Here is a 23,338-nt window from a genome sequence, read left to right as displayed (position 1 = left end):
AGTATTATGTTAACACGAAGCAGATCAAAAGAGGTCTTTTTTATTAATACAAAGGAGGACTTCTTCCTTTTTCATGTTTGTTTATTCACCACCGAAACATTTTCATCCGTGTTCTTGCAAAAAAGATTTAAATTTACTTAAACTCTAATCTCAACATGAAAAAGATTTCCTCTTTTTACATCAGTTTTATTTTCTCCCTTTTTTTTATCGGGATACAAAATCTTGCATCTGCACAAAGTACAGACACCAGTAAATTCATTCTTCAAAATGATGTGAATGTTGCTAAAGAAGAGCCAGGCACACACAACGGTGGAGGAAAAACGATTGGTTATAATTTTTTTGGTGATGCTAAAAACTTAAAAACGGTTTTCAGAAAAAGAACGCTAAAAGCGGGTTCTTCTATTGGGTATCATTTGCAAAAGGAAGATGAAATTTATTATGTGTTGAGTGGAAATGGTAAAATGAAAATGAATGGCGAAACTTTCTCGGTAAAACCTGGAGACGCTATTCTGACGAGACCAGGAAGTTCTCATAGCATAGAGCCAAACCCAAATACTGATTTGACGATATTAATTGTTTATGGGAAGAAATAGGTCTAGAAATGATCTTCCTCTGCTTTTTCTATCGCTGCTGGACTAATTGCTTTTAAATATTTTTGTTGATCAAATTCATTTTCACTTTTAGCGATAACAATGGTTGCAATTCCATTTCCAATCATGTTGGTAATTGCTCTTGCTTCGCTCATAAAGCGATCAACCCCTAATAAAATTGCAATATGTTCTACTGGCATAATTTTTAAAGCAGTAAGCGTACTTGCCAATACAATAAACCCACTTCCGGTAACACCAGCTGCTCCTTTAGAGGTGACCATTAATACAGCCATGATAGAAATTTGTTCACCAATGGATAAATCGACATTAAAAACTTGGGTTAAAAAGATAACGGCCATTGCCAAATAAATTGCTGTACCATCAAGGTTAAAAGAATATCCAGTAGGGATTACTAAACCTACAACAGATTTATCGCAACCAATATCTTCCATCTTTTTCATCATACTTGGTAGTACCGATTCGGATGAAGATGTTCCTAAAACAATTAATATTTCTTGACGAATGTATTTTAAATATTGCCACAAGCTGAATTTATAATATCTGCAGATGCCATTTAACACTACAAAAATAAACAGGAAACAGGTTAGGTAAACAGAGCCCATTAGTTTCGCCATTGGCAATAAAGTACCTAAACCATATTTACCAACACTAAAAGCCATTCCACCGAAAGCACCGATTGGCGCAAACCGCATTACTACTTTCATAATGTTGAATAATACTTTTGAAATTTTATCGAAGCTGCTAATTAAGGAATGACCTTTTTCGCCCATCTTACTTAGACCATAACCAAACAAAATTGCAAAGAATAAGATCTGTAAAATTTCACCTTTGGTAAATGCTTCGAATATATTTTTAGGGATAATATGAGCAATAAATTCTAACCAGTTAATTTCTCCCGCTTGTGCGGTGTAGGTAGCAATTTTAGCTACATCGCCTGGTGGCACTTGCACATTTATACCTGGCTTTAACACATTTGCTACTACCAAACCGATGATGATGGCAATGGTGGTTACGATTTCGAAATACAATAATGCTTTACCACCTACGCGTCCAACTTTCTTCATATCGCCCATGTGGGCAATACCTAAAACAATGGTAAAGAATATAATTGGAGCAATTAACATGCTAATCATGTTAATAAAACTCTTGCTAATTAATTCGGCATGAGGGGCAAATCCTGGATAAAAAACACCCACCAAAACGCCTAAAGTGATGGCTACTAAAACTTGAAAGGTTAAATTAGATAAAATTGACTTCATTTTAGTTTGAATAAGAATTGAAGATAGGAACATTTTTTATTGACATCCTATTTTTTTAGAAATTGCATTTGCATTGGATAAGATAGTATTGTTTTATTGTTATTGTAAGGGAATCAAGACCACGAATTTTTAAACAAATGAACTATCTTTGTTATACCATGAAAAAAATAAAAATCATACTTATACTTTTAGCTGGCTTAACATTTACTATTTATGCCTGTAAAAAAGAAGATGTTGATGCGAAAGAATTGGTACAACAACAACTTATTGGTAAGTGGCCACTTAAATACACCATTAAAACTATTTATACGAATAACGTTGCTGGAAATCCTGATACGGTTAAGTATAATCCAATTGACACTTTAGTTTTTAGTGCTGACGGAAAAGTTGTTAAACAGAACAAAACTGCAATTTCTACTCGAACGTACAGTATTGATGCCACAGGTGATAACATTACTTTTTCTGGAACGCCCGCATATACACAAAAATTGAGTTTTGTAAGAAACACGAGTATTGGTTTGGCTACAGAGACTACAGTAACTGTGGGTACAACGGTAACGAAAACTGTTATTGAAGATCAGTTGATTAAATAATTGATATCATCCTGAACTTGTCGATTTATCTTACCATGTAAACACATCTTTGCGAAGCCTCTTTATTGGCGTCATTGCCAGCTTGACTGGCAATCGTAATGCAGAAGTCTTAAGATCCCCACTTTCATGGAAAGACGGTAGTTATTTTATATTCTGTTAGTCTGAGCATATCGAAGACCCTTATGCAAATCCTTCAACAAGCTAAGGATGACAATCGAATATGATTTATTGGAATGAAATTTAAACAATTTCTAAGTCTTAGCTATACCAACAGATGAAAATTGTAAATCGTACAAACGTTTATAATAGCCATCAAGCTTCAACAATTGTTGGTGTGTACCTTTCTCCTTGATTTCTCCTTTATCTAATACGATAATTAAATTGGCTTTTTGAATGGTTGATAAACGATGTGCAATCACAATGGAAGTTCTGCCTTGCATTAGTTTTTCTATGGCGCTTTGTATCAACATTTCTGTTTCGGTATCAACCGATGAGGTAGCTTCATCTAACACTAAAATTGAAGGCTGATAAACTAATGCTCTAATAAATGAAATGAGTTGTGCCTGCCCAGCAGAAAGTGTCGCACCACGTTCCATCACATTGTAATGATAGCCTCCAGGTAAACGTTCAATAAATTCATGAGCGCCCACTTTTTTAGCGGCATCAACAACTTCATCAAACGTAATTGACGGATTGTTAAGCGTTATATTATTAAAAATTGTATCAGAGAACAGAAAAACATCTTGCAATACAGTAGCAATGTGACTACGCAAATAGCCTAATTCATACTCCTTAATGGGTACACCGTCTACTTTAATTTCGCCTTTTTGTATTTCGTAGAAACGATTTAAAATATTAATAGTTGATGATTTTCCTGCTCCAGTCGCACCCACCAAAGCAACAGTTTGACCAGCCTTAACTTCGAAAGAAATATCTTTTAGGACATAATTTTCCTGTTCAACCTCTTCATCTTGATTATAACTAAACCAAACTTTATTGAAGCTAATTGCTCCTTGCATTTTCTCTGGAGCGTATGTTCCTTTATTCTCTGTGGTTTCTTTGGTATCTAAAACTTTAAAAACACGTTCTGCTCCAACCATACCCATTTGCAAGGTGTTAAATTTGTCGGCAAACTCTCTAATTGGTCTAAAAAGCATGTTGATGAACATAATAAACGTGGTAATTGTTCCAGGCTCTACATCTAGTGGTTTTTCTAAAATCATTTTAGATCCATACCAAATCAATAAACCTAAAGATAGGGCAGAAATAAGCTCAACTACTGGAAAGAAAATAGAATAATACCAATTGGAGCGGATGTTGGCATCGCGGTAACGAGAATTAATTTTTTTAAACTTATTGTATTCTTGTTCTTCCCTAGCAAAATATTGGATGATAGAAATACCACTGATATGTTCTTGTAAATAGGTATTCAGGTTAGAAACTTCTGTTCTAATCTCTTGAAAAGCAACCTTTATCGATTTTTGAAAAATACGAGTAGCCACAATTAAAAACGGAATTGGCAATAAAACGATTAGCGTCAATTCCCAATCTATCCACAACATACAAGCTATAATTACAACTACTTGTAATAAATCGCCTACCATGGCAATTAATCCTTCTGAGAAAATATCTGCTATAGTTTCTAAATCGGAAACAGTCCTAGTAATTAATTGTCCAATTGGTGTTTGGTCAAAATATTTAAGCCGTAAACGACTAATGTGATTAAATACATTTATTCTTAAATCTTTAATTGCAGATTGCCCTAAAGTATTGGTTAGCAACGTTTGGCTGTATTGAATTCCTGTTTGCAAAAGCAATAAAACAATCATCAAAATGGTCATTTGCACCAAGCCTTTGTAATTCCCTAAAAGAATGAATTTATCTAGAGCATAACCAATTAAAAATGGTCTAACAGGAGTAATGATAGCTAATGAAAGTGTTAAAACCACCGACCATACAAATGTTTTTCGATACGGTTTTACATACTCAAAAACTCTTTTAAGTAGGCTAACATTAAACGCATCTCCAGTTATTTTAGACATTCTTTTAGTTTTTTGATGATGGAATAAATGGATATTCAATGGCAACTAAATACAATCCACAAGCTGGTACAGATTGCCCGGCATTGCTTCTGTTTTTACTTTCTATAATTTGTGCAACTTCTGCTATTTCAATATCTCCTTTACCCACTAAAATTAAGGTCCCAACAATTGCTCTTACCATATTTCTTAAAAAGCGATCAGCTTTAATGGTAAAAATTAGTCCTCCTTCTATTTTCTCAAAACTGGCTTTGGTTATTTTACAGTTGTTGGTAAACGTTTGAGTTTTCGATTTGCTAAAGCAAGAGAAATCTGTAAAATTCAATAACAATTGAGCTGCTTCATTCATTTTATCAAAATCCAACTTCCCTTTAAACAACCAAGACCGATTGATTTTAAAAGGATCCTTTTCAAAGTGTAAATGATATTGATACGCCCGAGCAGTAGCATCAAATCGGGCATGTGCTTCATCGCTTACGGCAAAAATTCGTTTTACTGCAATGGTATAAGGTAATAATGAATTAAGATTTGTTATCGAACTAATAACAGTTGTTTCTGGCAAATCCGCTACGTCAAAATGCGCATAAAACTGGGTTGCGTGTACACCTGCATCGGTCCTACCGCAGCCCAATGAAATAATACTTTGCCGAAAACACGTTGTTAATGCTTTGTCTAAACACTCCTGCACAGTTATCCCGTTAGGTTGTGTTTGCCAACCGTGGAAATCTGTACCATCATAACTTAATTCTATAAAATATCTCAATGCACAAAAATACTTTTTTCTACCTATTTGCGCATGCTAGTATTTACCTTTTAATCTATATTTCTTCAGTTAATTATTTTTTATTGCTGAAGAGAGACCTCAACACTTGCTTTTAGCAGCAAGTTTTTGCTAAGTTTGTTAAAATATTTCAGACTTATGATACAAAGAATACAATCGATATGGCTTTTATTGGCAGGCTTAACTATTTGCTGCCTACTTTTTATACCTATGGTTACTGCAAATATCGGCGGCATAGAATACCACATTATTGCTAGTGGTTTATATCAAAAAACTGGCAGTCTGACTAAGCAAGTTGAATCTTTTTTGCCTTTGTTTATTAGCACTATTGCAGTAGTCATTATGTGTTTTGTAAATATTTTTAACTTCAAAAAAAGAACTATCCAAAAGAGAATTTGTATGGCATCGGCTGTTTTAATTATTGGATTATCTTTCTGGTGCAGTCAATATGCTAAAAAAATTCCAGGAGGATTAGATACAGCAAACTATAGCGTTGGTATGTTTTTGCCAGTTATAGCCATCTTTTTTATCATTTTAGCTATAAGAGGAATTAATAATGATGAAAAATTATTAAGATCTGCAGATAGGTTGAGGTAAATGACAGACCTCTTCATCAATTTTACACAAGCAATAGATAAGTATACTTTGCCCGCAAAATTCATGTTAATGCAAGGCGATGAACCTCATCCACTTTGTTTAATTGCTGCTGAAGAATTGCAAAATTATTTACAAACCCAAAACGAATGGCAACATAACTTTGGTCTAAATAAAGTGGATGGAGCTATAATCGGTAAAATGTTTGGCATTTTAGTAGTTCAAAATTCAATAGGAAAAATTGGCTATCTAGCAGCGTTTTCCGGTAAACTAGCAGGTTCAAATAGCCATTCAAAATTTGTACCACCCATATTTGATTTACTTACTGAGAACAGTTTCTTGAACAGAGGAATGGAGGAACTGAATGCTATCAATTTAGAAATAAAAGCATTAAACGTTGATGATGATAAGGAAGAAATCAAAAAGTTAAAAACCAAACGCAAAGAACATTCTATTGCTTTGCAAAAGGAAATATTTAATCAGTATTATTTTTTAAATCAGGCTGGCGAAGAAAAGAGCTTACTAGCTATTTTTAAAAGCGCAGGTTATAAAAATCCTCCAGCAGGTGCTGGTGAATGTGCTGGTCCAAAATTATTACAATATGCCTTTCAATATCAATTGAAACCTTTAGCATTAACAGAATTTTGGTGGGGTTTGTCGCCTAAATCAGCCACATGGAAACACAAAGAGTTTTATCCATGTTGTAAAGAAAAATGTGAGCCTATATTGGCGCATATGCTAAGGGACATACATATCTAATCAAAACTGCAGCAAATACAACAAGTTATTCATTTCCATTGTTGGTGAAGATTCTTTCCACTATTATATCTCATTCATACTATCTTAAATGAGGTATATAAAATTTCTTTGGCACTATTAAGCACACTACTATACTTTTTGTGGAGATGCTTCGTTTCCTTGCCAGCCGCTTGGCAAATACGCTAATTACTTTAATTTACTTCATCTAGCAGCATGCAGAAATTGCATAAAATAAAGTTTAGGCAAAAGAATAAGCTTACTATTTAAGAACAAACATTTATAAAAACAAAACATGAAAAAATTAATTTTAGGAATTTCAGTTTTATTGGCATTAACATCTTGCAATAATTCGGATAAGAATGTTAAACAGAACATTACAGAAGAAATGAAAAGTACACCAAATGAACTAGTAAAGGTTGAGAATTTTTTAAATACGCCTGAACAAATAAACTTTAATGAAACTGATTTCAATTTGTCGTGGAGTTCTCATCCATCTAATAACTACTATAAACAGGAGTTTATACCTAAAGACAATATTGCCGACAAATATAAGCAAATGATCATGATAGAGTTGGCGACTGGAAATATTACTCCAAAAGACGCAGTTACTCAAAAAATTCAAGAATTGAATGCAAGGAAAGCCACAGATAAAATGGTCAACTATCAAGTTTCAGAAAACAAAAACACAAACGAAATTTTATTAGACTTTATATTAAGTACAGGAAATGGAGATCCAAATGCAATTGCAGAATGGAATACTTATCGTTATAGTAATTACACTGACAAAGCTGGAAGCAAAGGTGTGCTGCTTTTTGCTTTGAGTAAACGTGGGTATGGACAAGATATTACAGCATTTCTAACTGACTTAAAATCAAACAGGGCGAAATATGTTGCGGATTTTATTGCGTTACCAAATCCAGAAATAAATAAAAAATAAAAAATAAGATATCAGTTTGGTAATATGGAAAATGAAACGCTATTGTAAATACTTCCATATTACTAACTTGAAAAATCTTATAATTATTTAAAAATTACAGTATGGGATTATTTGACATATTTAAAAAGAAAACAACGCCACATGTTAATAATGAAAATCAACTTGAAACTACCTTAAGAAAAGCTGCAACAGAAGCCGCTTATCGACCAGAATTTTATAAAAAACTGCTTTCTGAAAAATTAGTGGTTTTAACTACTAAAGCAATGCTTAATAATGGGCCCCAGACCTTAGAGAAAGATACTAACGTAAATATTTACTCATTTCATGATGGAATAATTCCAGTTTTTACATCAACAGAAAAAATATTTGATAAAGGAGTTATAAAAGAAGAAGTTTCATTTTTAGAAATGAAAGGTGAGGATCTATTTAATCTTGCTAAAGGTGCTACTTTTATAATAAATCCATATTCCGACTATGGAAAAGAATTACTTCCAAATGAAATTGAAAGTATGCTTAGTGGAACTATATTAACTGACAATCATAAAAAAATTGTAGTTGAGAAAGAAACAAAAGTTCAACTTGGACAGCCCGCAAATTATCCGAAGGATATTGTAAGCTCCCTTAAAATATTATTCTCAAATAAACCAACTGTTAAGAAAGCATATTTAGGATGGATTTTTAATCCTTCTTCTGGAGAGCCGCCACATTATATTTTTGCACTTGATATAGAAGGAGAAACTCAAAGCATTACAAATGAGGCTGGTTTTACAGCAAAACAATTTTTAAACACTGAAGATATTATAGATTTCATTCAAATTGACAACAAAAGTGGAATTAGCGACTATTTTGTTAATGAGACGAATCCTTTTTATCAACGATAAAACAAGTTATTCATTTACCTAGGCCTATAAACTAGTAACAAATATTTATAGTAACTTAAATTTCAAATATTTACAGATTGTAATATTAAATAATATGGATATTAATGATCAAGAATCTGTCAAAATAATACATGGTAACTTTATCGTAGAAGAGGATGATTTAGAACCCTAAAAATTAGGATTTATTTCTCGCTTTAAAACGCTAAATGAGTGGCTAACTTTTATCATTGATAATGACAACCCAAAAAAATCAATTTCTACCTATAATATTGATGTATTTAAAGGAGAGGATGATTATACACTTTGCTTGATCGGTACAAACACATATGATATGTCGAATTCTTATCAGCAAATTAAAATAGAATACTATTCTATTGAGACATATTTTAATTTACTCAAAAGTGAGCATTAGGGAATAGTTCGTGAACAGGTTTTTAAAAATTTAACCGAACAGGTAAACCAATTTATTTCAAGCGAAAAATGTAAAAAATCTTTTTTTACTGCAGCGAAATCAATTACAACGAGCTGGCAAGGTGAAATATGGTCGGCTAAATAAATTTGAAAATGTCAACTCTCTCTTTATCAATAAATTTCCTTCCTAAAACTATTTGCTTGACACTCTGTAAAATACGGATTATTAACCGTACCTTTGCGGCTTAATTAAAAAATGTTATAATGATAAACCCATTTAGTAAATTGGGGATAAGTGATGACGTTGTTAATGCCGTAAAAGAGCTAGGTTTTGAAAACCCTACGCCTATTCAGGAGCAATCTATTCCTGTACTGTTAGAAGGCAATAACGATTTTGTTGGTTTGGCCCAAACAGGAACAGGAAAAACAGCCGCATTTGGTTTGCCGCTGTTAGAATTAATAGACTTTAAAGTAAATAAACCGCAAGCACTAATTTTGTGCCCTACGCGTGAACTTTGTCTACAGATTACAAACGACATCAAGAATTTCTCAAAAAACACGCCTAATGCACATGTGGTTGCCGTTTACGGTGGCGCTAACATTATGCAACAACTACGTGAAATACGCAATGGCGTACAAATAGTAGTGGCCACGCCCGGCCGTATGTTAGATATTATTGGCCGTAAAGCCATTGATTTTACTAACGTTAAATATGTAGTATTGGATGAGGCAGATGAAATGTTAAATATGGGCTTCCAAGAAGACATTAACGACATTTTATCAACTACACCAGACGATAAAAAAACATGGTTATTCTCTGCAACTATGCCTCCTGAGGTACGTCGTATTGCTAAAAACTACATGGAAAACCCTGTAGAATTAACCATGGGTACAAAAAATGCAGGTAACGTAAACATTGAACACGAATATTATATTGTTCGTGCTCGTGATAAATACGCTGCTTTAAAACGGATTGTAGATTTTAACCCTGAAATTTTTGCCGTAGTATTCTGTAAAACCAAATTGGATACACAGGATGTTGCTGAGCACTTAATTAAAGATGGTTACAATGCTGATGCTTTACACGGCGATTTATCGCAACAACAACGTGATAAAGTAATGCAACGTTTCCGCGATCGTAATATGCAATTATTAATTGCTACAGATGTTGCTGCTCGGGGTATCGATGTAAATAATGTAACTCACGTAGTTAACTATTCTTTACCTGATGAAATAGAAAGTTATACTCACCGTTCTGGCCGTACAGGTCGTGCTGGTAAAACTGGTATCTCTATCTGTATCGTTAATTCAAAAGAAATTGGTAAAATTCGTCAGATTGAAAGAATTATTGGCAAACAATTTACAAAAGCAGAATTACCTACAGGCTTTGATGTTTGCGAAAAACAATTGTTCTCATTAATTCACAAGGTTCACAATGTGGAAGTAAATTCTGAGCAAATTGATCAGTATATTCCAAGAATTATGGATGAATTTGCTGAATTAAGCAAAGAAGATATAATTAAGAAATTTGCTTCATTAGAATTTAATCGTTTCTTAGATTACTACGCTAACGCACCAGATTTAAACTCTTCTGCAGATGATCGTGGTGATAGAGGTGAGCGTGGCGAAAGAGGAGAGCGTGGTGAACGCGGTTCAAGAAACTTCGACAACAGCAACTATACTCGTTTGTTTATCAATGTTGGTTCTGTAGATGAATTTACAAGAGGCGACTTATTAGGTTTTGTTTGTAATAACGGAAAAATTTCTGGTAAAGCAGTTGGTAAAATAGATTTGAAAGGTGTTTATTCTTTCATTGAAGTAGAAAACGATACTGTTGATGCTTTATTCACCAACTTTAAGGATGTTAAATTTAACAACCGTGAAGTAAGGATTGAAAAAAGCGGCGATGCACCAGTTGGCGGCAGAAGCGAAGGTGGTGAAAGAAGAAGTGGTGGCGGCGAAAGAAGAGGTGGCTACGGTGGTGGCGAAAGAAGAAGCGGAGGCGGCGGTTTTGGTGGTGGTGAGAGAAGAAGTGGTGGCGGAGATAGAAGAAGCAGCGGTGGCGGAAGCGGAAGACGTGAAGGTGGAAACACTGGTGGCGGTTTCAGAGATTTCTCTGGTCGTAGCCGTGATGATAAAGGTGGAAACACTGGCGGTAGCGGAAGACGCGAAGGCGGTGGTGGCGAAAGAAGACGTAGATCTTAATACGCACGAACCTTATAAAACAAAGAAAGCCTCGACAAATTGTCGAGGCTTTCTTTGTTTACACTACACAACTTATCAAAATCACTTCCCCGCTGGTCTATTTCTAATTTGGCTAGCTTTTAAATAAATCTTTGCTCCTTTACTATTGATGTAATATTTATTGTTTTTACCATCAATATAAACATCGGAACCATCTGGCGCCATTTTACCTTTAAACTTTGCATCAACAACTTTTGCTGTTCCTTTTACTGCAACTTCAGCAGTTTTATTTCCTACACTTTTAGCAACTTTACCAGTCTTTTGTATTACTTTCCCTGCTTCAGTTTTTTTCTCTTGCGCACTTGTACTAAAGCTCACAGAGGCTATCATAGCCATAGCAGCTAAACTACCTATTAAATATTTTTTCGTTTTCATGATCTTTGATTTTTATATATAACATAGAGGAAATTATATTGTTTCAAAATCTATTTGAAAAACGAATACAACATCTATAAATCGGCATTTCATTGTATATTTAATTTGGATTATCATATGTTATGACTTACGATTACATTATTATTGGTGCGGGAAGTGCTGGCTGCGTGTTAGCCAATCGCCTTTCTGCCAATTCATCAAATAAAGTATTGTTAATTGAAGCGGGTGGAAAGGATAAAAAACTAGAAATTCATATCCCTGGAGGTTATTCGAAACTACATAAAAGCAATGTAGATTGGAGAGGTTATTGGACCGAACCACAGGAACACGCTTTAGGCAGAAAAATTTATTTACCCAGAGGGAAAGTAGTAGGCGGTTGTAGCTCTACCAATGCAATGGCTTATGTACGTGGCGATAAAAGTGATTATAATGATTGGGCGGCACTAGGAAATAAAGGTTGGAGTTATGATGAGGTTTTGCCTTATTTCAAAAAATCAGAACATAACGAAGATATTCATAACCCTTACCACGGACAAAACGGCGAGTTAAATGTTAGTTTTGCAAAGCAATTTAAAACACCATTTGCTACTGCTTTTGTAAATGCTTGCGAGCAAGTTGGTTTTACTAAAAATGATGATTACAATGGCGAAAAAATAGAAGGTGCTGGCTTTTTTCAATTTAATATAAAAGATGGAAAGAGAAATAGTGCAGCTGTAGCTTTTTTAAAGCCTGCCCTTAGCCGAAGTAACTTAACACTGCTTACCCATACACATACTAAAAAAGTAATTGTAAAAAATGGCAAAGCAATCGGCGTTGAAATACTAACTGACAAAAATACAACGCAAGAGATCTTTGTCAATAAAGAGGTTATTCTTTCGGCCGGTGCATTTGCATCTCCACAATTATTAATGCTTTCGGGCATTGGTGATAAAGAAGAATTAAGTCGTTTCGGAATAGGATGCATTCAGCATTTACCAGGTGTGGGCAAAAATTTACAAGATCATTTGTTTTTCGCAGTAAGTGCTTTAGCAACTGTAAAAGAAGGGCAAAATCATCACATCAAACCTTTAAACCAAGTACTAGATATTGCAAACTATCTTCTTTTTAAAAAAGGCGCATTAACTATTGGCCCTTTAGAAGCTGTGGCTTTTGGCAGCACTTCGGTAAATCCAGATCGCGTAGATTATCAATTTCAATTTACTGCGGTCCATGTTGGCAATGAATATTTAACCGATGTGTATAATTTAAAATCATTTCCGGTAAGTGAGGATGGTTTTACCATTTTGCCTACTTTACTTCGACCAAAAAGTAGAGGTTATTTAACTTTACGAAGTAATAATCCACTTGATTTTCCAGTTATACAGCCTAATTTTTTAAGTGATGAAGATGACAAAAGGGTAATGATAGAAGCTACTAAAAAAGCGATAGAAGTTTTACAAGCCCAAGCGTTTTCTCCTTATAGAAAGAAGATCATTTGTCCACCAGATTATAGTAGTGATGAAGCTATTTTACTGCATATACAAAAAATTATGGAAACCGTTTATCACCCTGTGGGTACCTGCAAAATGGGAAATGATGAAATGGCAGTTGTAGATGAACAATTACGCGTTAAAGGTATTTCAAATTTACGTGTAGTTGATGCCTCGATTATGCCCACAATTGTGTCGGGCAATACGAATGCACCTGTATATATGATTGCCGAAAAAGCTGCGGATATGATATTAGAAATAAACTCAAACAATGTTGAAAGCTAAGAATAATAGAAAACAAAGAAACTTAAACTACCCCATAAAAATGAAAAGCCTAAATAAAGTTGCCAAACTCACTTTGTTATTTTGGTTACTAAAGATAGTAGCGACAACACTGGGAGAAACACTAGGCGATTTTATTTCTATAACACTTAATTTAGGTTATACAGTTGGCATTGCAATTACGTTGGTATTCTTTTTAGTGATTTTATTTACACAACTGTCTGTAAAGAAATATATTCCTGCAATTTATTTGCTGGTTATAGTTGGCACAACTACATTAGGCACTGAAATTTCTGATTATATTGATAGAACATTACATTTAGGCTATGCTTTGGGCAGTTTACTTTTAATTAGCGGTTTGCTCTTAACGCTATTTTTATGGCATAAACGATACAAGAACCTAGAAGTATGCCCCATTACAGAACGACCAAAAGAAATTTATTATTGGATAGCTATTCTTTTCTCGAATAGTTTAGGTACAGCATTTGGTGATTTTTTAAGCGACAATATGGGTTTAGGCTATTTAACTGGCGCTTTAATAACTGGTGCAATTATTTTAGTTGTAGTAATCCTCCATTATTATTCAAAAATAAATCATGTGTTTTTATTCTGGGTTGCCTTTATTTTTACGCGACCATTTGGTGCAACTTTTGGCGATTTTTTAACAAAGCCATTATCAAAAGGAGGATTAGAACTCGGAACCTTAGCTACTTCTATAGTATCTGTTAGTTTTATGGCTATTCTGATTTCTATTTCATATCAACAACAGCATAAAACGAGCAATATATTACCAAAGTAATTCCTAACCTTACTTCAATTTCTCTGTCAATAATGCCATCTCTATATGTGGAGAATGTTTTTCATATAAAATTGCGTATACAGCCCGGCTAATAGGCATTTCAACTTTATATTTTTTATTGATAAAATGCATACAACTTGCTGCATAATAACCTTCGGCAATCATATTCATTTCTAATTGGGCAGACTTAACGGTATAACCCTTCCCTATCATGTTTCCAAAGGTACGGTTGCGACTAAATTGTGAATAAGCAGTTACCAATAAATCTCCTAAATAAGCAGACTCTTTAATATCTCTATCTATTGGATGTACTGCATCAACAAAATCCTTTATTTCTTTTATCGCGTTAGAAATTAATACTGCTTGAAAGTTATCTCCATATCCTAATCCATGGCAAATACCACTTGCTACTGCATAAATATTCTTCAATACCGCAGCATACTCTGTTCCAAAAATATCATCAGATACATTAGTTTTGATATATCTAGTATTTAAGAACTTTGCAAAACGATCTGCCAAGTCTACATCTACACTTGCAATGGTTAAATAAGATAGTTTCTCTAGTGCAACTTCTTCAGCATGACAAGGTCCGCTAATTACCAGAATATCCGTTAGCGGAACATTGTATTTTTGATTAATAAATTCGCCAATGATTTGATTTTCATCTGGGACGATACCTTTAATAGCAGAAACAATTTTCTTACCTTTTAGATCTGCTGGACTTACATTCTTTAAACTTTCTTTTAAAAAAGCTGCTGGAACATTTAAAATTAAGTAATCTGCAGCTGCAATAATGGAACGAATATCTGATGAGATATTTTCTTGAGGGACTTTAATTTCTACAGAACTTAGATAATTAGGATTGTGTTTAAATGCTTTGATATGCGTTATCGCTTCTTCATTGCGCATCCACCAAAAAATTTCTTTCTCAGAAAAATTATCCGACAACATTTTGATAATCGCAGTGGCCCAACTTCCGCCACCAATCATTGCAATTTTAGGTATCATAATTTATTAAGGTTAAGAATAAGAGCAAATACTTAAGCTCAAAACTATTCTAAAGGCAAAAGGTTTAAAATAAATGCTCATATGCGCATTTATTTTAAACCTTACCTAAGCGTCAAAAATACTTAATTAATATGATTTTGGATATTACTTTTTCTTCTCAGTAGTAAATAGCTTATCCTTAGTGGTTTTCTCTACTTTCATACCATCTTTTAACTTGTTTTGAATAGCAGAGTATGGACCAGAAACAATTTCTTGACCATCTTTTAGTCCTGTTTTAACAATTATGAATTGATCATTCTGAATACCAGTTGTTACTTCCGCTTGTTTCACTGTCGAAGATTTGCTGTCAAATAAGTATACAAACTGTTTTACTTTTTTATCAGTCAATTTAGTTTTTTGTTTATCTTGATTCTGATCATTTCCTGCATTTGCCATTGGATCAGTTGACTTATCTTTATCGCTAGTAAATACAGATTGAATAGGAACTGCTAATCCTGTTACAGATTCGCTTTCAATATCCACCGTTGCAGAAAGACCTGGTCTAAATGGCGATGGTAAATCTTTTGCGCCACCTTTAACTGTACTATATGAATCTGCAATTAAACGAACTTTAACAGAAAAGTTAGTTACTTGATCTACCGAAGTATTTGCTGTACCCACACTAGTTGATGAACTTGCAATTTCAGTAACTATGCCTTTAAATTTCTTATCTGCAAAGGCATCAACTTCAACTGAAGCACTATCGCCTACATTTACACGATTAATATCATTCTCGTTCACATCCACATTTACTTCCATGGTTGTTAAGTTAGAAATACGCATAATCTCTGTACCTGCCATTTGGGAAGTTCCTAAAATACGGTCTCCCAATTCAATTGATAATTTAGAAACTACACCATCAACTGGAGAATAAATAGTTGTCTTAGCTAAGTTTGCACCTGCTTCTTTTACATTTGCTCCATTTTGCTCTAACCCAAATTTTGCACCTGTAACGTTTTCTTTTGCACTCGCTAAATTTGCTTTTGCAGTTAAATAAGCTGCTTTTGCTGCATCAAATTCTGAAGCAGAAATAACTTTTCTATTATACAACTCTACATTACGTTTGTAAGTAGCTTCTGCATTTACAAAATTAGCTTGTGTTTGTATTAACTGTTGTTGAGAGGCGGCAACACTTGCTTTTTGAGAGTTATATGAAGCAACTGCTCTTTCATAACCAGATTGCAAAACATCTGGTCTAACTTTACAAAGCAATTGACCTTTCTTAACTACATCACCTTCTTTAACCAAAAGCTGAGTAACCTCTCCAGAAACTTCCGAACTTAATTTAACTTCTGTTTCTGGTTGTATTTTTCCACTAGCGGTTACCGTTTCTACTACTTTTTTACTGCCTGCTTTTTCTACAGTTACTTTTTCAATTTGTTCGCCGCCAATAAGACCTGTAAGTTTTGCAACTACTAACAGTACAAGCAGTACACCAACGCCAATTAAAATGTGTTTAAGTTTCATAATTATGTATAAGTATTGTTTTGTTTATTAAAATGTAATCTGTTTGCCTAAGTAATAATCAATTACTTTTGCTCTAAATATTAAATCATATTTAGCTTGTATCATATCTATTTCTGCTTTGTTTTTGTTTGTTAAAGCAGTGCTATAATCCAATGAATTTACCAAACCTACGTTATAGCGTTGTTCAATTACATAATAAGCATCTTTTTGAGCCGTAAATGCATTGGTTGTAGATGCATAACGACCTTCTGCAGCTTTTAAATCTGCAACTGCCTGATAAATAACTTTATTCAGGTTATTTTTTGCCAACTGTTCGTCAGTTTCAGTTTGCATCAAATTGATTTTAGCCCTTCTGTAATTAGATTTTATCTGAAGTCCATTAAATATAGGAATAGATAAACTCATACCAACACCTTTTGAGATGTTATTATTCAATTGATTTGAAAACGATGCATTTGGATATTGTGGATTAAAATTATAATTGTAAAAATAACCCGTTCCATAGCTCGCATTAAATGAAAGTGTTGGCAACAAACTTCCTTTAGCAATTTTAACAGCAATTTTTGCGGCTTCTGTATTCAAACTTGCCAATTTGATATCTGGGAACATAGCACTTGCATTTGCATAAATTTCTTCGGCATTGTATTTTCCGTTTGGAGTGTTTATGTTATCGATAACAGGCGCTTGCACCTCATATACTGTTGAAGAAGGAATATCCATCAATTGCGCTAATGTTAAATAAGAAATCGATAACGCATTTTCTGCATTTGTGGCATTTAATTCAGCTGTTGCAACCTGAGATTTAGCTTGTGAAAGATCTGCTAAGGTTTTGTTACCCACATCCAATAATTGTTGCTGCTGATTTAATTGTTGTTTGGCTACTATTAATTGATCGTTTGCAGCTTTTAAAAAATCTTTATTATAAAGTATTTGGAGATATGAAGTAATTACAGATAGAATTAAATCATTTTTGATCTTACTAGTATTTGTTTTACTGGCTTCAAGTAACACCTTGTTTTGTTTAATCTGGTTCATTTTTGTTAAACCGCTAAATAAATCAACGTTAGAACTTGCCCCGCCATTTAAACTATAATTCTGGGTATTTTCATAAACACCAGATGCGCCCTGATTGTTACGTCCCGAACGCATATCTTGCGATAAATTTGCACCTAAGGTTGGAAGCAAAGCGTATTTAGATTGCTTTAGATTAATATCAGATAGGCTTTCACTAAAATTAGCCTGTTTAACTTGTAAATTATTAGTTAGCGTTTTATCTACTGCTTGTTGTATAGTAATTACTTCTTGCGCAAAGCTTTTTTGGCTAAACCCCGTTATAACAAAAGATAAAATAAATGTAAGCTTGGTTAAAAAGCTAAAATTGGCAACTTGTTTCATAAAAATTAGTTTCACAATAATAAATAAACAATTAATTGATTTTTTAAATTTCTTAAGTGCAACCTAAATATTACTTTTGGGTATGTACCTAGTTAAATCTCCACTTTTACTCAAATGGTTCTATCCATCTTTAACATGGAACAAATCCCGCTCGGAAAAAATTGTTTATTTAACCTTTGACGATGGACCTATACCCAATGTTACAGACTTTGTATTAAATACTTTAAAAAGCTTTGGTGTAAAAGCTACATTCTTTTGTATTGGAGATAATATTAATAAACATCCGGTGGTATTTGAGCGAGTAAAAAATGATGGTCATGCTATTGGTAACCACACTTTTAATCACCTAAAAGGATGGAAAACAGATGATGAAACCTACATTCAAAACATACTAAAATGCCAACAACTTACACAAACTAACTTATTTCGTCCACCTTATGGAAGAATTAAGAAAAGCCAAATTACGAAGCTTAAACCAGTTTTCAATTCTCAGTTCTCAGCTCTCAAAGCGCAAACTGCAAACCGTCAACTACAAATTGTAATGTGGGATGTACTTAGCGGCGATTTCGATCTCAAACTCTCTCCAGAAAAATGTTATCAAAACGTTATCAAAAACACTCAAAACGGCTCTATTATCGTTTTTCACGATAGTTTAAAAGCCTTTGATCGTTTACACTATGCCCTTCCAAAAGTATTAAAATATTTAAGTGAAAAAGGATACCAATTTGGTACACTTTAACATCGACCCTAAAAGCTAAGTTAATGCCAAAACCATAAATTATTTATATTATATTCAATTTCAGCGCTTTATCTTTTCAATAAATCAAACTACTGTTCGTAAATGCACAAAACTGTTCAATAGCGAACATAGATTTTATATTTCTCATGCATCAATCAAATTATTTAGAATAATGCTAAATAAAATTAGGAGATAGATATGATACCATTAAGCCTATTTTTTTTGTAAATTCGCTCTCAATTAGACGAATAGATTACCTTTAAACCAAGTTATCAATGGCTTTTGATATAGAAATGATCAAAAAGGTGTATGCAAATTTTAGCAGTCGTGTAGATGCGGCTCGTAAAGTTGTTGGTAGACCTTTAACACTTTCAGAAAAAATATTATACACACACCTTTGGGACGGAAATGCAAATACTGCATTTATCCGCGGTACCGATTATGTAGATTTCGCACCAGATAGAGTTGCTATGCAAGATGCGACGGCGCAAATGGCGTTGTTACAATTTATGCAAGCAGGCAGGCCACAAGTTGCTGTTCCTTCTACTGTACATTGCGATCATTTGATTACTGCTAAAGATGGTGCTGCTATAGATTTACCTCATGCCAATACTGAAAGTAAAGAAGTTTTTGATTTCTTAGCTTCTGTTTCTAATAAATATGGTATTGGTTTTTGGAAACCAGGTGCTGGTATTATTCACCAAGTTGTACTAGAAAATTATGCTTTCCCAGGGGGAATGATGATTGGAACCGATAGCCATACTGTAAATGCAGGTGGTTTAGGAATGGTTGCTATTGGTGTTGGTGGTGCTGATGCTTGTGATGTAATGGCTGGCTTACCTTGGGAGCTTAAATTCCCTAAGTTAATTGGCATTAAGTTAACAGGTAAATTAAACGGTTGGACTTCTGCTAAGGATGTGATTTTAAAAGTTGCTGGTATTTTAACTGTAAAAGGTGGTACCGGAGCTATTGTAGAATATTTTGGCGATGGTGCAGAAAACTTAAGCTGTACTGGTAAAGGAACTATCTGCAACATGGGTGCAGAAATTGGCGCCACTACATCTACTTTTGGTTACGATAAAAGCATGGAACGTTATTTACGTGCAACTAACCGTGCTGAAGTTGCTGATGAAGCGAATAAAATAAAAGAACATTTAACTGGCGATGCTGAAGTGTATGCAGAACCAGAAAAATATTTCGATCAATTAATAGAAATTAATTTGGATGAATTAGAGCCTTATTTGAACGGTCCTTTTACACCAGATTTGGCTACTCCTATTTCTCAAATGAAAGAAGTTGCAGCTGCTAATGGATGGCCATTAAAAGTAGAATGGGGCTTAATTGGTTCTTGTACCAACTCATCTTACGAAGATTTATCTCGTGCAGCTTCTATTGCAAAACAGGCTATTGACAAAGGTTTAGGCATTAAAGCCGAATTTGGTATTAATCCGGGTTCTGAGCAAGTCCGTTATACTGCAAACCGTGATGGTTTATTAGGAACTTTTGAAGATTTAAATGCTACCATTTTCACTAATGCTTGCGGTCCATGTATTGGAATGTGGGATAGAGTTGGCGCAGAAAAAGCAGAGAAAAATACAATCGTTCACTCATTTAACAGAAACTTCGCTAAACGTGCAGATGGTAATCCGAATACTTATGCGTTTGTAACTTCTCCAGAAATTGTTGCAGCTATTGCGATAGCTGGCAATTTAGGTTTCAATCCATTAACAGATACATTAACTAACGATAAAGGCGAACAAGTAAAGCTAGATCCACCAAAAGGTGATGAATTACCTGTAAATGGTTACGCTGTTGAAGATGCAGGTTTCCAAGCTCCAGCTGCTGATGGCTCTAGTGTACAAGTTCTAGTATCTCCAACCTCACATCGTTTACAATTATTAGATCCATTTACACCTTGGGAAGGAACAGATTTAAAGGGCTTAAAATTATTAATTAAAGCCAAAGGAAAATGTACTACCGATCATATCTCTATGGCAGGACCTTGGTTAAAATTCCGTGGCCACTTAGATAATATTTCTAACAACATGTTAATTGGCGCAGTTAACTTCTTTAATGATAAAACTGACAATGTTAAAAATGAATTAACTGGCGAATATGGTCCAGTTCCAGCAACTCAACGTGCTTATAAAGCTGCAGGCTTAGGTTCTGTAGTTGTAGGTGATGAGAATTATGGTGAAGGTTCATCTCGTGAACATGCTGCTATGGAACCTCGTCACTTAGGCGTTCGTGCTGTATTGGTAAAATCATTTGCTCGTATTCACGAAACAAACTTGAAGAAACAAGGTATGTTAGGTTTAACTTTCGCTGATAAAAACGATTATGATAAAATTCGTGAAGATGACACATTAGATATTATTGGTTTAACCACGTTTGCACCTAATGTGCCTTTACAACTAGTTTTACACCATGCAGATGGAACTAATGAAACTATTATCGTTAATCATAGTTACAATGCGCAACAAATTGAATGGTTTAAAGCTGGTGGCGCATTAAATATTATTAGAAGAGAAGCTGCAGCTAGATTGTAAAATCTAACAACTAATCATAAATGAAAATCCCGTTTAGTAAAATCTAAACGGGATTTTTTATTTAAACTCTTGACCACAATTATAACAGTGGTAACAGTTATTTGCTTTAAAAGGGTACACAAATAATATAAAAGACAATATAGTAACCCACCAACTAAATCTATTTTTAGTGGCTTGACCAAAGCTTACATTATCTGAGCCGCAATTATCGCAACTAATTTTATCTGTTGTTGGCACTTCGTTTTCAACTTCAATGTTGTTTTGTTCTTCAGCCAACAATTCATTAATACGATTTACATCCTTTTCAAAAACATTTAGTTTCACGCCACCAATTGCCTGATTGTATAAAGGTTGAATAGTCGCAACATTTTCGTCCGTTAAAAAACATGGTATATCACTATCTTCTAGTCTACCTTTTACAATACTTGCCTCAATTGGATTATAATAAGTGCGATAAACAATTATTTTGTCTTCCATTTTATTGTTTTATAATCCATCCAAAGCCTCATCCTCGGCTAGTAACTTATCAATGGCTTCTACTTCATTTTCAAAAACGTGTAGTTGAACACCGCTTACAGAAATATCAAAAATTGGATAAACTAATGCTGTATTTTCTCCTGTTAAGAAACAATTAAACCCTGCGTCTTTTAATCGAGTTAATACAATATTTGCTTCCATCGGGTTTTCAAAAGTTTTATATACTACAATTTTATCTTCCATGCTACAAAGCTAGATTATTTTTAATTAGTTCGCTTAAAAAAATCTTTCCACCATAAGCCAGAGTCTTTAATTGTTCGCTCTTGTGTTTTAAAATCAGTGTATACTAAACCAAAACGAGCGTCATATCCTTCGGCCCATTCAAAATTATCCATCAATGTCCAAGCCATATAACCGGTAATATTTATGCCTTCATTTTTAGCCTTAAGCAAAGCAGCTAAGTACAATTTAAAATAGGCAATTCGTTCTTCATCATGTACTTTTCCTGCAATTAATTTATCGTTAAAAGCAGCCCCATTCTCTGTAATCATTATGTTTTTAACCTTCGGATAAGCGGCAAACTGTTTAATAATATGATAAAAACTATCTGCATTAATTTCCCACCCCATTGCAGTATGAGGCTTTTTCCGATTTTTCGCCTTTACTTCCCAAGCCTGGATTACAGGTATAAACGCATTATATTTTATCACCAAAGGAAAATAATTTTGCAATCCAATGTAGTCAAAATCAAAAGCCATTCTTTCTTTATAACGCCATAAAGAGTGACTAACAGCAAATTTCTCCAACACATCCCACCCTGCTGTTGGAAAACCCATACCCAATGTTGGTTCGATAAATAAACGGTTCATTATACAATCTATGCGTTTTGCGGCTAATAAGTCTGATGCATTTTGTGTATAAGGAATAATTTCTGAGCAGGAAAATGTAGTGCCTATATTCGCTTTTGGCACTTCAGCTCTTAAAATTTTGCCTCCATCTGCTTGCGCAATAGCAGTGTGCTTTACAGCAGCAAAGAAATTAGTTAATCCTGTTTCACCTGGTGCATGAACACCTAACATGTATCCTAAAGATGTAAACCCAAAAGGTTCATTAATTACAATCCAGTTTTTAACTTTATCTCCATAGGTTTTGGCACATAACGTCACAAACCCATTAAAATCTGCATTAATGCTAAAAGCTGTCCAGCCACCATTTTTAGCTAAAGCTTCGGGTAAATCCCAATGGTATAAAGTAACATAAGGAATAATTCCTTGCTGTAAACATTCATCTATCACCCTGTGATAAAATTGTATTCCCTCTGGATTAATTAAACCTTTACCTTCGGGCAAAATACGCGACCATGAAATGGAGAAACGGAAAATTTTAAATCCTAATGTTTTAACTAGCGCAATATCTGCCTGATAATGATGATAAAAGTCGCAGGCTATTTCAGCGTTATGGCCACCTTTAATCTTGCCATTTCGTTTGCTAAATGTATCCCAAATGGATGCTCCCCTTCCATAAGTATTTGCTGCTCCTTCAATTTGACTAGCAGCAGTGGCAATACCCCATAAAAAATCGTTTCCAAAATCTTTAGCTGTTAGCATATTTATTTGCTTAAAACCTCGCT

The 23,338-nt window shown here is 34.1% G+C and carries 21 protein-coding genes; 11 read left to right on the top strand and 10 right to left on the bottom strand.

Features of this window, described 5'->3' with window-relative positions:
* The first annotated feature begins 155 nt into the window (after positions 1 to 155).
* Complete coding sequence (locus WC622_RS06685) at positions 156 to 593, top strand: cupin domain-containing protein (RefSeq protein ID WP_372818481.1); 438 nt, start codon at positions 156 to 158, stop codon at positions 591 to 593.
* 2 nt (positions 594 to 595) lie between these two features.
* Here the strand turns inward: WC622_RS06685 and WC622_RS06680 are convergent, their stop codons facing one another.
* A complete protein-coding gene (locus WC622_RS06680; RefSeq protein ID WP_372818479.1) occupies positions 596 to 1,870 on the bottom strand; it encodes a dicarboxylate/amino acid:cation symporter in 1,275 nt (424 codons plus the stop codon).
* Positions 1,871 to 2,028: 158 nt separating this feature from the next.
* On the opposite strand from WC622_RS06680, the gene WC622_RS06675 reads away from it, so the two are divergent.
* Complete coding sequence (locus WC622_RS06675) at positions 2,029 to 2,463, top strand: hypothetical protein (protein ID WP_372818477.1); 435 nt, start codon at positions 2,029 to 2,031, stop codon at positions 2,461 to 2,463.
* A gap of 251 nt (positions 2,464 to 2,714) precedes the next feature.
* Here WC622_RS06675 and WC622_RS06670 read toward each other — a convergent pair whose 3' ends face one another.
* Together WC622_RS06670 and truA are read right to left on the bottom strand one after the other, a co-directional pair.
* Complete coding sequence (locus WC622_RS06670; protein WP_372818476.1) at positions 2,715 to 4,505, bottom strand: ABC transporter ATP-binding protein; 1,791 nt, start codon at positions 4,503 to 4,505, stop codon at positions 2,715 to 2,717.
* 4 nt (positions 4,506 to 4,509) lie between these two features.
* Complete coding sequence (gene truA, locus WC622_RS06665; RefSeq protein ID WP_372818474.1) at positions 4,510 to 5,265, bottom strand: tRNA pseudouridine(38-40) synthase TruA; 756 nt, start codon at positions 5,263 to 5,265, stop codon at positions 4,510 to 4,512.
* Between the two features lie 156 nt (positions 5,266 to 5,421).
* Between truA and WC622_RS06660 the strand changes: the two genes are divergently transcribed.
* The 5 genes from WC622_RS06660 to WC622_RS06640 all read left to right on the top strand — a co-directional run bounded on the left by WC622_RS06660 (position 5,422) and on the right by WC622_RS06640 (position 11,070).
* A complete protein-coding gene (locus WC622_RS06660; RefSeq protein ID WP_372818472.1) occupies positions 5,422 to 5,880 on the top strand; it encodes a DUF4293 domain-containing protein in 459 nt (152 codons plus the stop codon).
* Positions 5,881 to 6,636, top strand: coding sequence for a hypothetical protein (locus WC622_RS06655; RefSeq protein ID WP_372818470.1), 756 nt, complete (start codon positions 5,881 to 5,883; stop codon positions 6,634 to 6,636). It begins immediately after the preceding gene.
* Positions 6,637 to 6,928: 292 nt separating this feature from the next.
* Positions 6,929 to 7,573, top strand: coding sequence for a hypothetical protein (locus WC622_RS06650; protein WP_372818469.1), 645 nt, complete (start codon positions 6,929 to 6,931; stop codon positions 7,571 to 7,573).
* A gap of 101 nt (positions 7,574 to 7,674) precedes the next feature.
* Positions 7,675 to 8,454 carry an enhanced serine sensitivity protein SseB C-terminal domain-containing protein gene (locus WC622_RS06645; RefSeq protein ID WP_372818467.1) on the top strand — a complete coding sequence of 260 codons (780 nt, stop codon included), beginning with the start codon at positions 7,675 to 7,677 and terminating at the stop codon, positions 8,452 to 8,454.
* A gap of 675 nt (positions 8,455 to 9,129) precedes the next feature.
* Positions 9,130 to 11,070 (top strand): DEAD/DEAH box helicase, encoded by a 1,941-nt coding sequence (locus WC622_RS06640; protein WP_372818465.1) that lies wholly within the window; start codon positions 9,130 to 9,132, stop codon positions 11,068 to 11,070.
* Positions 11,071 to 11,151: 81 nt separating this feature from the next.
* Here the strand turns inward: WC622_RS06640 and WC622_RS06635 are convergent, their stop codons facing one another.
* The gene (locus WC622_RS06635; protein WP_372818463.1) at positions 11,152 to 11,484 is read right to left on the bottom strand and encodes a hypothetical protein; all 333 of its coding nucleotides are present in this window, start codon (positions 11,482 to 11,484) and stop codon (positions 11,152 to 11,154) included.
* A gap of 122 nt (positions 11,485 to 11,606) precedes the next feature.
* On the opposite strand from WC622_RS06635, the gene WC622_RS06630 reads away from it, so the two are divergent.
* Both WC622_RS06630 and WC622_RS06625 read left to right on the top strand, forming a co-directional pair.
* The gene (locus tag WC622_RS06630; protein ID WP_372818461.1) at positions 11,607 to 13,238 is read left to right on the top strand and encodes a GMC family oxidoreductase; all 1,632 of its coding nucleotides are present in this window, start codon (positions 11,607 to 11,609) and stop codon (positions 13,236 to 13,238) included.
* Between the two features lie 40 nt (positions 13,239 to 13,278).
* The gene (locus WC622_RS06625; RefSeq protein ID WP_372818459.1) at positions 13,279 to 14,034 is read left to right on the top strand and encodes a hypothetical protein; all 756 of its coding nucleotides are present in this window, start codon (positions 13,279 to 13,281) and stop codon (positions 14,032 to 14,034) included.
* Positions 14,035 to 14,043: 9 nt separating this feature from the next.
* Here WC622_RS06625 and WC622_RS06620 read toward each other — a convergent pair whose 3' ends face one another.
* The 3 genes from WC622_RS06620 to WC622_RS06610 form a co-directional block, all read right to left on the bottom strand.
* Positions 14,044 to 15,042, bottom strand: coding sequence for an NAD(P)H-dependent glycerol-3-phosphate dehydrogenase (locus tag WC622_RS06620; protein ID WP_372818458.1), 999 nt, complete (start codon positions 15,040 to 15,042; stop codon positions 14,044 to 14,046).
* Between the two features lie 144 nt (positions 15,043 to 15,186).
* Positions 15,187 to 16,548, bottom strand: a complete 1,362-nt coding sequence (locus WC622_RS06615; protein WP_372818456.1) for an efflux RND transporter periplasmic adaptor subunit — start codon at positions 16,546 to 16,548, stop codon at positions 15,187 to 15,189.
* Between the two features lie 27 nt (positions 16,549 to 16,575).
* Positions 16,576 to 17,943 carry a TolC family protein gene (locus tag WC622_RS06610; protein WP_372818454.1) on the bottom strand — a complete coding sequence of 456 codons (1,368 nt, stop codon included), beginning with the start codon at positions 17,941 to 17,943 and terminating at the stop codon, positions 16,576 to 16,578.
* 82 nt (positions 17,944 to 18,025) lie between these two features.
* On the opposite strand from WC622_RS06610, the gene WC622_RS06605 reads away from it, so the two are divergent.
* Entirely contained in the window at positions 18,026 to 18,682 is a 657-nt protein-coding gene (locus WC622_RS06605; RefSeq protein WP_372818452.1) for a polysaccharide deacetylase family protein, read from the top strand.
* Between the two features lie 275 nt (positions 18,683 to 18,957).
* Positions 18,958 to 21,231: an aconitate hydratase gene (locus tag WC622_RS06600; protein ID WP_372818450.1), complete on the top strand. Its 2,274-nt coding sequence runs from the start codon at positions 18,958 to 18,960 to the stop codon at positions 21,229 to 21,231.
* A 57-nt stretch (positions 21,232 to 21,288) separates the two neighbouring features.
* On the opposite strand, the gene WC622_RS06595 is transcribed toward WC622_RS06600, so the two are convergent.
* The 3 genes from WC622_RS06595 to WC622_RS06585 are packed head-to-tail and all read right to left on the bottom strand — an operon-like array spanning position 21,289 to position 23,315.
* Positions 21,289 to 21,708: a DUF2007 domain-containing protein gene (locus tag WC622_RS06595; protein ID WP_372818448.1), complete on the bottom strand. Its 420-nt coding sequence runs from the start codon at positions 21,706 to 21,708 to the stop codon at positions 21,289 to 21,291.
* 9 nt (positions 21,709 to 21,717) lie between these two features.
* Positions 21,718 to 21,951, bottom strand: a complete 234-nt coding sequence (locus tag WC622_RS06590; RefSeq protein ID WP_372818447.1) for a hypothetical protein — start codon at positions 21,949 to 21,951, stop codon at positions 21,718 to 21,720.
* Positions 21,952 to 21,971: 20 nt separating this feature from the next.
* Entirely contained in the window at positions 21,972 to 23,315 is a 1,344-nt protein-coding gene (locus WC622_RS06585) for a GH1 family beta-glucosidase (RefSeq protein ID WP_372818446.1), read from the bottom strand.
* Positions 23,316 to 23,338 lie beyond the last annotated feature (23 nt).

The sequence above is a fragment of the Pedobacter sp. genome (assembly GCF_041662865.1).
Taxonomy (GTDB): Bacteria; Bacteroidota; Bacteroidia; order Sphingobacteriales; family Sphingobacteriaceae; genus Pedobacter.
This window is presented reverse-complemented; position numbering and strand designations above follow the sequence as displayed.